The 13029-nt window shown below is 63.9% G+C and carries 17 protein-coding genes; all 17 read left to right on the top strand.

The features are described from left to right. Nucleotides 1-142: 142 nt before the first annotated feature. The 17 genes from D769_RS05945 (at nt 143) to D769_RS06025 (ending at nt 12990) form a co-directional block, all read left to right on the top strand. Complete coding sequence (locus tag D769_RS05945) at nt 143-769, top strand: ABC transporter substrate-binding protein (RefSeq protein WP_008643038.1); 627 nt, start codon at nt 143-145, stop codon at nt 767-769. Nucleotides 770-889: 120 nt separating this feature from the next. Next, nucleotides 890-1186: an STAS domain-containing protein gene (locus tag D769_RS05950; protein ID WP_008643040.1), complete on the top strand. Its 297-nt coding sequence runs from the start codon at nt 890-892 to the stop codon at nt 1184-1186. Between the two features lie 255 nt (nt 1187-1441). Beyond that, the gene (locus D769_RS05955) at nt 1442-2392 is read left to right on the top strand and encodes an ABC transporter ATP-binding protein (protein WP_008643041.1); all 951 of its coding nucleotides are present in this window, start codon (nt 1442-1444) and stop codon (nt 2390-2392) included. Continuing rightward, nucleotides 2389-3210, top strand: a complete 822-nt coding sequence (locus tag D769_RS05960) for an ABC transporter permease (RefSeq protein WP_008643042.1) — start codon at nt 2389-2391, stop codon at nt 3208-3210. Before D769_RS05955 ends, D769_RS05960 begins: the two co-directional genes overlap by 4 nt. Before the next feature lie 34 nt (nt 3211-3244). Further along, nucleotides 3245-3490, top strand: coding sequence for a BolA family protein (locus tag D769_RS05965; RefSeq protein ID WP_008643043.1), 246 nt, complete (start codon nt 3245-3247; stop codon nt 3488-3490). Nucleotides 3491-3558: 68 nt separating this feature from the next. Beyond that, nucleotides 3559-4809 (top strand): UDP-N-acetylglucosamine 1-carboxyvinyltransferase, encoded by a 1251-nt coding sequence (gene murA, locus D769_RS05970; RefSeq protein ID WP_008643044.1) that lies wholly within the window; start codon nt 3559-3561, stop codon nt 4807-4809. A 68-nt stretch (nt 4810-4877) separates the two neighbouring features. After that, a complete protein-coding gene (gene hisG, locus D769_RS05975; RefSeq protein WP_008643045.1) occupies nt 4878-5552 on the top strand; it encodes an ATP phosphoribosyltransferase in 675 nt (224 codons plus the stop codon). A 37-nt stretch (nt 5553-5589) separates the two neighbouring features. Further along, a complete protein-coding gene (gene hisD / locus D769_RS05980) occupies nt 5590-6924 on the top strand; it encodes a histidinol dehydrogenase (protein WP_008643046.1) in 1335 nt (444 codons plus the stop codon). Nucleotides 6925-6960: 36 nt separating this feature from the next. Continuing rightward, the gene (gene hisC, locus D769_RS05985; protein ID WP_008643047.1) at nt 6961-8061 is read left to right on the top strand and encodes a histidinol-phosphate transaminase; all 1101 of its coding nucleotides are present in this window, start codon (nt 6961-6963) and stop codon (nt 8059-8061) included. A 7-nt stretch (nt 8062-8068) separates the two neighbouring features. Then, nucleotides 8069-8656, top strand: a complete 588-nt coding sequence (hisB, locus tag D769_RS05990; RefSeq protein ID WP_008643048.1) for an imidazoleglycerol-phosphate dehydratase HisB — start codon at nt 8069-8071, stop codon at nt 8654-8656. Between the two features lie 81 nt (nt 8657-8737). Next, on the top strand, nt 8738-9361 hold the full coding sequence (locus tag D769_RS05995; RefSeq protein ID WP_008643049.1) for a YchE family NAAT transporter: 624 nt from the start codon (nt 8738-8740) through the stop codon (nt 9359-9361). Next, complete coding sequence (hisH, locus tag D769_RS06000) at nt 9355-10011, top strand: imidazole glycerol phosphate synthase subunit HisH (protein WP_085959056.1); 657 nt, start codon at nt 9355-9357, stop codon at nt 10009-10011. The genes D769_RS05995 and hisH overlap by 7 nt, the downstream gene beginning before the upstream one ends. 179 nt (nt 10012-10190) lie before the next feature. Further along, the gene (gene hisA / locus D769_RS06005) at nt 10191-10934 is read left to right on the top strand and encodes a 1-(5-phosphoribosyl)-5-[(5-phosphoribosylamino)methylideneamino]imidazole-4-carboxamide isomerase (protein WP_008643054.1); all 744 of its coding nucleotides are present in this window, start codon (nt 10191-10193) and stop codon (nt 10932-10934) included. Between the two features lie 61 nt (nt 10935-10995). Further along, complete coding sequence (hisF, locus tag D769_RS06010; RefSeq protein ID WP_008643056.1) at nt 10996-11766, top strand: imidazole glycerol phosphate synthase subunit HisF; 771 nt, start codon at nt 10996-10998, stop codon at nt 11764-11766. A 2-nt stretch (nt 11767-11768) separates the two neighbouring features. Next, complete coding sequence (gene hisI / locus D769_RS06015; RefSeq protein ID WP_008643058.1) at nt 11769-12176, top strand: phosphoribosyl-AMP cyclohydrolase; 408 nt, start codon at nt 11769-11771, stop codon at nt 12174-12176. Beyond that, nucleotides 12173-12541, top strand: coding sequence for a phosphoribosyl-ATP diphosphatase (locus D769_RS06020; RefSeq protein ID WP_008643059.1), 369 nt, complete (start codon nt 12173-12175; stop codon nt 12539-12541). The genes hisI and D769_RS06020 overlap by 4 nt, the downstream gene beginning before the upstream one ends. 53 nt (nt 12542-12594) lie before the next feature. Beyond that, complete coding sequence (locus D769_RS06025) at nt 12595-12990, top strand: hypothetical protein (RefSeq protein ID WP_008643061.1); 396 nt, start codon at nt 12595-12597, stop codon at nt 12988-12990. The last annotated feature ends 39 nt before the right edge of the window (nt 12991-13029 follow it).

The raw sequence follows: 13029 nt of genomic DNA on the forward strand, positions 1-13029 counted from the left end.
AGCACGCTGTGAGCCCTGCAACAAAGTGTTTGAATGTGGTGTTTGGAACATTTCGCGCCCCGCGCTTGCCCAACGCCTGTGTTTCAATGGTTCCGGTACCCGGCAGCGTCCAGGCCGGACCAGAATCGAAAGGATATTCACGATGATCAAGCGACTGCTGCTTCCCTTCCTCACCGTTTTCGCCTTCGCCGGTGCCGCGCACGCCCAGCAGGCGGCGGACACGTCTACCCCTGACGGCCTGGTCAAGTCCGTGGTCAACGACGTGATGACCAGCGTGCGCGCGGACAAGGACATGCAGGCCGGCAACATTGGCAAGATCTCGGCGCTGGTGGAGCAGAAGATCCTGCCGAACGCCAATTTCACCAAGACCACGCAGATCGCGATGGGCCGTAACTGGTCGAAGGCGTCGCCCGAGCAGCAGAAGGTCATCACCGACGAGTTCAAGACGCTGCTGATCCGCACGTACGCGGGCGCCATCGCGCAGATTCGCGACCAGCAGGTCCAGTTCCGTCCGTACCGCGGCGCGCCTGAGGACACCGATGCCACGATCCGCACCCAGGTGATCAACAAGGGCGAGCCGATCCAGCTCGACTACCGTCTCGAGAAGACCGCGCAAGGCTGGAAGGTCTACGACATCAACGTGCTGGGCGCCTGGCTGACCGAGGCCTACAAGGGCAGCTTCAACACGATCGCCAACCAGCAGGGCGTCGACGGCATCATCAAGACGCTGCAGGACCGCAACCGCCAGTTGGCCAGCGCCAAGGGCTGATCCGGATTTCGTTGCGGCGCACCACGTCGCAACGATCTGGTCTACAATGACCGTTCGCTCCCGCCTGCAACCGCTGAGCGGGAGCGTTTCATTTCCATCTCCCTGATTCCACGACCTTTCATGCCCGCCCTTGGCAATTCGCTGACCAACCGCAACGCCGCCACTGTGCTGCGTGACGGGCTGTCGCGCGTGACGCAGGGCGAAGTGACGGTCGACTGCAGCGCGCTGCAGCAGGTCGATTCGGCTGCCGTTGCCGTGCTGCTGGCCTGGCAACGTGTCGCGTCGCGTCGCGGGCAGACCCTGGCGTTGAGCGGCGTGCCCGCCCAGTTGCGGTCGCTGGCCAGTCTCTATGGCGTCGATGGCCTGCTGGGTCTCGCCTCGGCCGCCGATCACGCGGACCATCACCACCGACATTGAACCGGCATCCGTTGCCGCGCGCCAGCAGCTTTCGCGCGTAGCCATGCGATGCCACGGCGTCCGGCCGAGGGTCGGCGTCGCGTCGAGCAAAGCGGGGTTTCCCCTGCATCCCCTATAATTCCGGGTTGTTCGTCCCCAAGTCGTCCCCAAGTGTCCTGACACGATTCCCCCAGGTGCTGCGCGGCTAACCTCAAGGGCGTTCCCCAACTCAAGATAGGCCGGCCGCAAAGCGGCCCAGTCACAAGACATTCGGCCATGAAAGCCATCGAAATTACCGATGTCCGCAAGCGCTACCGCAATCTGCAGGCGCTCAAGGGGGTCAGTTTCAGCGTCGAGCGCGGCGAGTTTTTCGGCCTGCTCGGGCCCAACGGCGCGGGCAAGACCACGCTGATCTCGATCCTCGCGGGCCTGAACCGCGCCAATTCGGGACGCGTCAGCGTGCTTGGCCACGACGTCGTGGACGACTACCGCATGGCGCGCCGCATGCTGGGCGTGGTGCCGCAGGAACTGGTCTTCGACCCGTTCTTCACGGTGCGCGAGACCCTGCGCCTGCAATCGGGCTACTTCGGGCTGACGCGCAACGACGACTGGATCGACGAGATCATGGCCAACCTCGATCTCACGAACAAGGCGGACAGCAACATGCGCCAGCTCTCGGGCGGCATGAAGCGCCGCGTGCTGGTGGCGCAGGCGCTGGTGCACCGGCCGCCCGTGATCGTGCTGGACGAGCCGACCGCCGGCGTGGACGTGGAACTGCGCCAGACGCTCTGGAAATTCATCTCGCGCCTGAACCGCGAGGGCCACACGATCATCCTGACCACCCACTACCTGGAAGAAGCCGAGGCGCTGTGCGATCGCATCGCCATGCTCAAGTTCGGGGAAGTGGTGGCGCTGGACCGCACCAGCAACCTGCTGACCCAGTTTGCCGGGCTGCAACTGGTGCTCACGCTGTCACGGGGCACGCTGCCGCCGGCGCTGGAAGCGCTGCGCACGCCGTCCAACCCGGGGGAGCGCGCGCATCGCCTGCGCCTGTCCGGATACGAAGCCGTGGAGCCGATTCTGGCTGCGCTGCGGGAAGCCGGTTGCGAGATCGAAGACATGGAAATCAGCAAGGCCGACCTCGAGGACGTGTTCGTCCAGATCATGCGCCGCGAAGGCCAGATGCCGGGCGCCCTGCCCAATACCGCGATGGAGGCTGCGGCATGAAGAACCCAGCTGAAATCGACGTTGCCGAGCAGCAGCGCCTGGAGTCGATGGCCGTGGGTGGCCTGATCGGCTTCCGCACGTTGCTCTACAAGGAGGTGCTGCGCTTCTGGAAGGTGTCCTTCCAGACCGTGGCCGCGCCGGTCCTGACCGCCGTGCTGTACCTGTTGATCTTCGGTCACGTGCTGGAAGACCGCGTGCGCGTCTACGACCAGATCAGCTATACCGCGTTCCTGGTGCCGGGCCTGGTAATGATGAGCGTGCTGCAGAATGCGTTCGCGAATAGCTCGTCGTCGCTGATCCAGTCAAAGATCACGGGCAACCTGGTGTTCATCCTGCTGCCGCCGCTGTCGCACTGGGAAATGTTTGGCGCCTACGTGGTGGCATCGATCATCCGTGGGCTCTGCGTCGGCCTGGGCGTGCTGCTGGTGACCGCCTGGTTCGCCAACCTGCATTTCGCCCATATCGGCTGGATCCTGGTGTTCGGCCTGATGGGCGCGGGCATTCTCGGCACGCTGGGCCTGATCGCCGGCATCTGGGCCGAAAAATTCGACCAGCTGGCCGCGTTCCAGAACTTCCTGATCATGCCGGCGACGTTCCTGTCCGGCGTCTTCTATTCCATACATTCGCTGCCGGCGTTCTGGCAGGCTGTGTCCCACGCGAACCCGTTCTTCTACATGATCGACGGCTTCCGCTATGGCTTCTTCGGCGTGTCGGACGTGCCGCCGCTGCAGAGCCTGGCCGTCGTGGTCGTGGCCTTCGTGGTGCTGGCGGCGCTGGCGCTGCGGCTGCTGCGCAACGGATACAAGCTACGGTACTGATGTGCCGCCCTAACGGATTCAACCAGAGATAGACATGCTGCCAACACCGGAACAAGTCAGGGATTACATTGCCCAAGGATTGCCCTGCGAACATCTGGAAGTGGACGGCGACGGCCAGCACTTCTTCGCGACGATCGTGAGCGCGGAGTTCGATGGCAAACGCCTGATCCAGCGGCACCAGCGTGTGTACGCGGCGCTGGGAGAGCGGATGCGCGCGGAGATCCACGCGCTGTCGATGAAGACGCTGACCCCCGCCGAATGGCAGGCCGGCAGCAAGTAAGCGGCGTTCCGCACCACAGAACAACTTTGCCGGCTGGGCGTGTGCCCGGCTGGGACTACTGACAGAACATGGACAAATTCCAGATCCAGGGCAATGGGCCGCTCAAGGGCGAAATCCGCATCTCGGGCGCCAAGAACGCTGCGCTGCCGATCCTGTGCGCCGGCCTGCTGACCGCCGATACGGTGACCATCGGCAACGTTCCCGACCTGCAGGACACGCGCACCATGCTCAAGCTGCTGCGCCAAATGGGCATGAAGGCCGAAATGGTCGACGGCGTCGCCACGTTGCAGGGTGCCGACATCAACTCGCCCGAAGCGTCGTACGACCTCGTGAAGACGATGCGCGCGTCGATTCTCGTGCTCGGGCCGCTGGTGGCGCGCTTTGGCGAGGCACGTGTATCGCTGCCCGGTGGTTGCGGCATTGGCGCGCGTCCGGTGGACCAGCACATCAAGGGCCTGCAAGCGATGGGCGCCGAGATCACCATCGAGCACGGTTTCATCCATGCCCGCGCCAATCGTCTGAAGGGCGCTCGCGTGGTCACGGACATGATCACCGTGACCGGCACCGAGAACCTGCTGATGGCGGCCACGCTGGCCGAAGGCGAGACCGTGCTTGAAAACGCCGCGCGCGAGCCCGAGGTCACCGATCTGGCCGAACTGCTGGTGAAGATGGGCGCCAAGATCGAGGGCATCGGTACCGACCGCCTGGTGGTGCAGGGCGTGGATCGCCTGCACGGCGCCGAGCACAAGGTAGTGGCCGACCGCATCGAGGCGGGCACGTTCCTGTGCGCCGCAGCGGCCACGCTTGGCGACATCGTGCTGCGCGGCATCCCGCCGATGATTCTCGACGCCGTGCTGATCAAGCTGCGCGAAGCCGGCGCTACCGTGGAAACCGGTGATGACTGGATTCGTCTGGCCATGTCTCAGCGCGCGCAGGCCGTGAGCTTCCGCACCTCCGAATACCCGGCGTTCCCGACCGACATGCAGGCGCAATTCATGGCGCTCAATGCCGTGGCCGAGGGTACCGCGCGTATCACGGAGACGATCTTCGAGAACCGCTTCATGCACGTGCAGGAACTGAACCGCCTGGGCGCCAACATCACCGCCGAAGGCAATACGGCCGTGGTGACCGGTGTGCCGCGACTGTCCGGCGCCAGCGTGATGGCCACCGACCTGCGCGCGTCGGCCAGTCTCGTGATCGCGGGTCTGGTGGCGGATGGCGAGACGGTGATCGACCGCATCTACCACCTGGATCGTGGCTACGACCGCATGGAAAACAAGCTGTCCGCGGTCGGCGCGAAGATCCTCCGCATCAGTTGAGGCACGACGCCCACCACGAACGATGCCGAAACGGCAAGCCGCCCCCGAACACTGCTGAAGAATCTACGATGAGCCCCGCTTTCAATGCTTCGCCCGACCAGCTTACGCTGGCACTGTCAAAGGGCCGCATCTTCAAGGAAACGCTGCCACTGCTGGCTGCCGCCGGCATTCAGGTGACAGAGGATCCCGAGACTTCGCGCAAGCTGATCCTGCCCACGTCCGATCCGGCTGTGCGCGTGATCATCGTGCGTGCTTCGGACGTGCCGACCTACGTGCAGTACGGCGCGGCCGATTTCGGCGTGGCCGGCAAGGACGTGCTGATGGAACATGGCATGGCCGGCCTCTACGCGCCGATCGACCTGAACATCGCGCGCTGCCGCATGTCTGTGGCAGTGCCGGCCGGCTTCGACTACGTCAATGCGGTGCGCCAGGGTGCGCGCCTGGCCGTGGCCACCAAGTACGTGCAGACCGCGCGCGAGCACTTCGCGAAGAAGGGCGTGCACGTCGATCTGATCAAGCTCTACGGTTCGATGGAACTGGGGCCGCTGGTGGGGCTGTCCGACGCGATCGTCGATCTGGTCAGTACCGGCAGCACCTTGCGCGCCAATAACCTCGTCGAGGTGGAGGAGATCGTCCAGATCTCGTCGCGTCTGGTGGTCAACCAGGCAGCGCTCAAGCTCAAGCGCGAACGGCTGGCGCCGATTCTCGATGCATTTGAACGGGCCTCGGCCGCGCTCGCCTGAGGCGGGCAGTGACCGGAGACCCGCGAGGAAAGAAGTCATGAACGATACCGAAATGGAAAACCTGTCGATCCGCCGGCTTGATTCGCGCGAGCCCGGTTTCGCCGGCGCGCTGCGTCAGGTGCTGGCGTTCGAAGCATCCGAAGACGAGGCGATCGACCGCGCTGCTGCCGATATCCTGGCCGATGTGCGCCGCCGTGGCGACGAGGCCGTGCTCGAGTACACGCGCCGCTTCGATCGCATGGAAGCCGCGTCGATGTCGGCGCTGGCATTGTCGCAATCTGAACTCGAAGCCGCGCTGGAGGACCTCGAGCCGAAGCGCCGCGCCGCGCTGGAAGCTGCCGCTGCCCGCGTGCGTGCGTACCACGAGAAGCAGAAAATCGAATGCGGCAGCCATAGCTGGGAATACACCGAGGCCGATGGCACGATGCTGGGCCAGAAGGTGACCCCGCTCGACCGCGTGGGCCTCTACGTGCCGGGTGGCAAGGCTGCCTACCCGTCGTCGGTGCTGATGAATGCGATTCCGGCGCGCGTGGCTGGCGTCAAGGAAGTCATCATGGTCGTGCCGACGCCGGGCGGCGTGCGTAACGAACTGGTGCTGGCCGCCGCGCAGATCGCCGGTGTCGATCGCGTGTACACGATCGGTGGCGCGCAGGCCGTGGGCGCGCTCGCGTACGGCACTGCCACGCTGCCGCAGGTCGACAAGATCGTCGGCCCGGGCAATGCCTACGTGGCCGCCGCCAAGCGCCGCGTGTTCGGCACGGTCGGTATCGACATGATCGCCGGCCCGTCGGAAATCCTCGTGATCTGCGATGGCACCACCGACCCCGACTGGGTGGCGATGGACCTGTTCTCGCAGGCCGAGCACGACGAGCTCGCGCAATCGATCCTGCTGTGCCCGGATGCCGAGTACCTGAACCGCGTGCTGGAAAGTATCCAGCGCCAGTTGCCGACGATGCCCCGCCGCGAGGTCATCGCCGCGTCGCTGTCGGGCCGTGGCGCACTGGTCAAGGTGCGCGACATGGAGGAAGCCTGCGAGATTGCCAACGCGATCGCGCCGGAGCACCTCGAGATCTCCGCCGAGAATCCGCGTCAGTGGAGCGAGAAGATTCGCCATGCCGGCGCCATCTTCCTGGGCCGTTACACGAGCGAGTCGCTCGGCGACTACTGTGCCGGCCCGAACCACGTGCTCCCCACCTCGCGCACCGCCCGTTTCTCGTCGCCGCTGGGTGTCTATGACTTCCAGAAGCGTTCGAGCCTGATCGAGGTGAGCGAGAACGGTGCGCAGATGCTTGGCCAGATCGCTGCCGAGCTTGCCTATGGCGAAGGCCTGCAGGCCCACGCGCGCAGTGCCGAGTACCGCTTCAAACGTTAAGCCGGATTCATCAAAGCAGGACCAACGAGGACCATCATGTCAGCCGTAGACCCATCCCTGATCGAACGCATCATCCGTGACGACGTGCGCGCCATGGGCGCCTACCACGTGGCCGATTCGCACGGACTGGTGAAGCTCGACGCGATGGAGAATCCGTACCGGCTGCCGCCCGAGCTGCGCGCGCAACTGGCCGCGCGGCTCGGCGAGGTCGCGCTGAATCGCTATCCGGTGCCGAGCAGCGAGGCGCTGCGCGCCAGGCTCAAGACGGTGATGAACGTGCCGGCCGGCATGGATGTGCTGCTGGGCAATGGCTCCGACGAAATCATCAGCATGTTGTCGCTGGCCGCGGCCAGGCCGGGCGCCAAGGTGATGGCGCCGGTGCCGGGCTTCGTCATGTACGCGATGTCGGCGCAGTTCGCCGGGCTCGAATTCGTTGGCGTGCCGCTGCGCCCGGACTTCACGCTGGACCGCGCGGCAATGCTGGCGGCGATGGCCGAGCACAAGCCCGCCATCATCTATCTGGCCTACCCGAACAACCCGACGGGCAACCTGTTCGACGCCGACGATATGGCGGCGATCGTGCGCGCCGCCCAGGGCGAGGTATGCCAGAGCCTGGTCGTGGTCGACGAGGCGTACCAGCCGTTCGCGCAGGAAAGCTGGATGCCGCGCCTGACGGAATTCGGCAACCTGCTGGTCATGCGGACCGTGTCAAAGCTTGGTCTGGCCGGTATTCGCCTGGGCTATGTAGCCGGCGCGCCCGAATGGCTGTCGCAGCTCGACAAGGTGCGCCCGCCGTACAACGTCAACGTGCTGACCGAAGCCACCGCGCTGTTCGCTCTCGAACACGTGGCCGTACTGGATGACCAGGCCGCCAGGTTGCGTGCCGAACGGTCGAAACTGGTCGAGGTCATGGCCGGCATGCCGGGCGTGACGGTGTTCCCGAGCGCGGCCAACTTCGTGCTGGTGCGCGTGCCGAATGCTGCACAGATCTTCGATCGCCTGCTCGCCCGGAAGGTATTGATCAAGAACGTGAGTAAAATGCACACGTTGCTGGCCAACTGTCTGCGCGTGACGGTCAGCACTCCGGAAGAAAACGCGCAGTTTCTTGAGGCATTCAAGGCCTCGTTGCAGGATTAACCCCACCATGCGTGTCGCAGAGGTCACCCGCAATACTTCGGAAACGCAGATCCGCGTTTCGCTGAATCTCGATGGCACTGGCCGCCAGAAACTGGCGTCCGGCGTGCCGTTCCTCGACCACATGCTGGATCAGATTGCCCGCCATGGCATGTTCGACCTCGAGGTCGAGGCCACGGGCGATACCCATATCGACGATCACCATACGGTGGAAGACGTCGGCATCACGCTGGGCCAGGCCGTGGCGCGCGCCATTGGCGACAAGAAGGGCATCACGCGCTATGGGCACAGCTACGTGCCGCTCGACGAGTGCCTGTCGCGGGTGGTGATCGACTTCTCGGGCCGTCCGGGCCTGGAATTCCACGTGCCGTTCACGCGCGCCCGTGTGGGTAGCTTCGACGTTGACCTGACGATCGAGTTCTTCCGCGGTTTCGTCAATCACGCCGGCGTGACACTCCATATCGACAATATTCGCGGCATCAACGCCCACCATCAATGCGAAACGGTGTTCAAGGCCTTCGGGCGTGCGCTGCGCATGGCGGTGGAGCTGGATCCGCGCGCGGCCAACATGATTCCGTCGACCAAGGGCACGCTCTAAGCCAGGCTGATCTCACGCGCCACCCTGTAGGCGTGCCGGCTGGTTGCGGCGCCCGCTGACTACCACCGACACCCGCACCCGATGGATACGCTCAAGTCCTTCATCTCGCTGCTGGCGCTGATCAATCCGATCGGGGCGATCCCGTTCTTCATCAGCCTGACCAGCCAGCAGACCGAGGCGGAAAAGCTGCGGACCATCAAGACGGCATCGGTATCGGTGGCGATCGTGGTGGGGGTCTCGGCGTTGCTCGGCCAGCAGATCATCGAGTTCTTCAATATCTCGGTGGCCTCGCTGGAAGTGGGTGGCGGCTTGCTCATGGTCATGATGGCCATGAACATGCTGAACGCGCAGACCAGTCGTACCAAGGCCACGCCGGAGGAAGAGAATGAGGCCGAAGCCAAGGCCAGTATCGCGGTGGTGCCGCTGGCGCTGCCGCTGCTGACCGGGCCGGGGTCGATCAGTACCGTGATCGTCTATGCGGGCAAGACGCAGCACTGGTACCAGTTGCTGATCCTGGTTGGCATTGGCGTGCTGCTTGGCGCTGTGGTGTATGTGACGTTCCGCGCGGCTGACCCCATCGCGCGGGTGATCGGACAGACCGGGATCAATATTGGCACGCGCCTGATGGGTCTAATACTCTCGGCGCTTGCCGTTGAATTCATTGTGGACGGGCTGAAGACATTGTTGCCTGTTTTGAAATCATGACTACCATAGCAATTGTGGATTACGGCATGGGCAACCTGCGCTCGGTAGCGCAGGCCCTGCGCACGGCGGCGCCGGAGGCGGATGTCCAGGTTGTGGATCGCCCGGAAGCGATCCGCGCGGCAGACCGCGTGGTGCTGCCGGGGCAGGGCGCGATGCCTGACTGCATGGGCGCGCTCGGCAATTCCGGCCTGCAGGAGGCGGTGCTGGAAGCCGCCGCGACCAAGCCGATGCTGGGCGTGTGCGTTGGCGAACAGATGCTGTTCGAACGTAGCAGCGAAGCTCGTGCGGGCGAAGGCAGCACGCCGGCGCTGGGGCTGATGCCCGGCGAGGTGATTCGCTTTGAACTGGAAGGCATGATGCAGCCCGACGGCTCGCGCTACAAGGTGCCGCAGATGGGATGGAACCGGGTACGCCAGTCGAAGCCGCATCCGCTGTGGAACGGCATTCCGGACAACAGCTGGTTTTACTTCGTGCACAGCTACTATGTGCACGCGCAGGATCCGGCCCATATCGCCGGCGAGACTGAATATGGCGTCGTGTTTACCAGTGCGGTGGCACGCGATAATATTTTCGCCACGCAGTTTCACCCGGAGAAGAGCGCCGCGATGGGTTTGCAGCTATACCGGAATTTCGTGCACTGGAATCCGTAAAGCGTCAGAAGCACCTGTTACCTGAAGCGCCAGAAATACCGTACAGCGATCACCTTTTCGTTCAGAGCCACCAACCAGACTGCGCATCTTTTGCCAAACTGACATGACCTGAGCGCCGACGCCCGGCGTCGGAATCGCTACCTTTTTCCCTTTACACAACCACCACGCTCGTCACGCATATGTTGCTCATTCCGGCCATCGACCTGAAGGACGGTCAGTGTGTACGCCTCAAACAAGGCGACATGGACCAGGCCACCGTCTTTTCCGAAGATCCCGCCGCCATGGCACGTCACTGGGTCAACCAGGGCGCGCGTCGCCTGCATCTGGTCGACTTGAATGGCGCATTCGTTGGCAAGCCACGCAACGAAGCCGCCATCAAGGCCATCATTGCCGAGGTTGGCGACGAGATCCCCGTCCAGCTTGGCGGCGGCATCCGCGATCTGAATACCATCGAGCGCTGGCTCGATGACGGCCTGTCGTACGTGATCATCGGCACGGCTGCGGTGAAGAACCCCGGCTTCCTCAAGGACGCCTGCGCCGCATTCGGCGGCCACATCATCGTCGGCCTCGATGCCAAGGACGGCAAGGTGGCCACCGATGGCTGGAGCAAGCTGACCGGCCATGAGGTCGCGGACCTGGCACGCAAGTACGAAGACTACGGCGTGGAGTCGATCATCTACACCGACATCGGTCGCGACGGCATGCTGCAGGGCATCAATATCGACGCCACGGTCAAGCTGGCCCGGTCGATGTCGATCCCGGTGATCGCCAGCGGCGGCCTGTCGAACATGGCCGACATCGACCAGCTTTGCGCCGTGGAAGGCGAAGGCGTGGAAGGCGTGATCTGCGGCCGCGCGATCTACTCGGGCGACCTGAATTTCGCGGCGGCCCAGGCCCACGCGGACAAGCTGGGCGCGGAGTAATCCAAGCTCGCGCGCCACAACCAGCCGTCGCCGATGCGGGCGACGGCGGGCAAGGAACCTCATGTTAGCCAAACGTATCATCCCCTGCCTGGACGTGACCAATGGGCGGGTGGTCAAGGGTGTCAATTTCGTCGAGCTGCGCGACGCGGGCGATCCCGTCGAGATCGCGCGGCGCTACGACGAGCAAGGTGCTGATGAAATCACATTTCTCGACATCACGGCAACCAGCGACGGCCGCGACCTGATCCTGCACATCATCGAGGCGGTGGCGTCGCAGGTGTTCATCCCGCTGACCGTCGGGGGTGGCGTGCGCACCGTGGAAGACGTGCGGCGGCTGCTGAATGCAGGCGCAGACAAGATCAGCGTGAACTCGTCTGCCATCGCCAATCCGCAGCTCGTGTCCGACGCAACGGGCAAGTACGGTTCGCAGTGCATCGTGGTGGCCATCGACGCCAAGCGCAGCTCCGCCCCCGGCGAACCGCCGCGCTGGGAAGTGTTCACTCACGGCGGCCGCAAGGCCACCGGGCTCGATGCAGTGGAGTGGGCCCGCGAGATGGCGCGCCGCGGCGCGGGCGAGATTCTGCTGACCAGCATGGATCGCGATGGCACGAAGAGCGGGTTCGACCTCGAACTGACACGCGCTGTCAGCGACGCGGTGCCCGTGCCCGTTATTGCATCTGGCGGGGTCGGTGGCCTGCAGGATCTGGCCGATGGCATCCGTCTGGGACACGCCGACGCCGTACTGGCCGCCAGCATCTTCCACTATGGCGAGCACACCGTTGGTGAGGCAAAGGCTTTCATGGCCCGCGAGGGCATTCCCGTCCGGATGTGATCATGGCGAAGAAGTGGTTGAACAAGGTGAAGTGGGACGACAACGGTCTGGTGCCGGTGATCGTCCAGGAAGTGGGTTCCAACGACGTCCTGATGTTCGCGTTCATGAATCGCGACGCGTTGCAACGCACGGTGGAACTGGGCGAGGCCGTGTTCTGGTCGCGCTCGCGCAAGCGCCTGTGGCACAAGGGCGAGGAATCAGGCCACGTCCAGAAGGTGCATGAGATTCGTCTGGATTGTGACGAAGACGTGGTGTTGCTCAAGGTGACGCAGATCGACAGCATTGCCTGCCACACCGGTCGTCACTCGTGCTTTTTCCAGAAGTTCGAAGGCGATGTCGAGTCCGGCGACTGGCAGACCGTCGAGCCGGTGCTCAAGGACCCGTCCTCGATCTACGCGGCCAAGCCATGAGCGATAACCTGTCCCAGGCCGATATCCTGGCCCGCGTGGCGGCCACGCTGGAATCGCGCAAGCCCGAAAACGGTGGTGACCCGGAGAAATCCTATGTCGCCAAGCTGTTCAAGAAGGGCGACGACGCGATTCTCAAGAAGATCGGCGAGGAAGCTACCGAAACGGTCATGGCCGCCAAGGATGCGCGGGCTGCCGACCTTGCCGACGAAGCCGTGAGCAAGGTGGTCTACGAGGTAGCCGACCTGTGGTTCCACACCATGGTGCTGCTGGCTCGCATCGGCCGGACCCCAGAAGACGTCGTCAATGAACTGGCGCGCCGCGAAGGGTTGTCCGGACTGGTCGAGAAGGCCAGCCGCAAGGAGTAGGATACGAGTCACGCGGCCCGAACCGGTTCGGGCGCGGCTTGATCCTGGAGGGCATGATGGCGACGGACTATACCTCGCAAGTCACGACGACCGCGGATGCTGACAGGCTCGATGGCCTGCGCAAGCTCACGCACATTCTTTATGCGCTCTATGCAGTCCACTGGTTCACCGGTGGGATCACGGCGTTGATCGCGATCATCGTCAATTATGTGAAGCGCGACGACACTCGGGGCACGCTCTACGCTTCGCATTTCGCCTGGCAGATCCGCACGTTCTGGTGGTCTATTGTGTGGTTCGTTGTGGGTGGCTGCATGTTCGTCACGGTATTGCTGTTTCCGGTGGCGATCGGCTTGTGGAGTGTTCTGTCATTGTGGATGCTGTATCGTATCGTCAAAGGCTGGCTGTATCTGAATGATCGCAAGCCGATGTATCCGGACGAGCAGTTCTGAGGCGTCCCAAGACGATGGCGGCAAGTCCGGAAGTGACTA

The sequence above is a fragment of the Cupriavidus sp. HMR-1 genome (genome assembly GCF_000319775.1).
GTDB classification, from domain to species: Bacteria; Pseudomonadota; Gammaproteobacteria; order Burkholderiales; family Burkholderiaceae; genus Cupriavidus; species Cupriavidus metallidurans.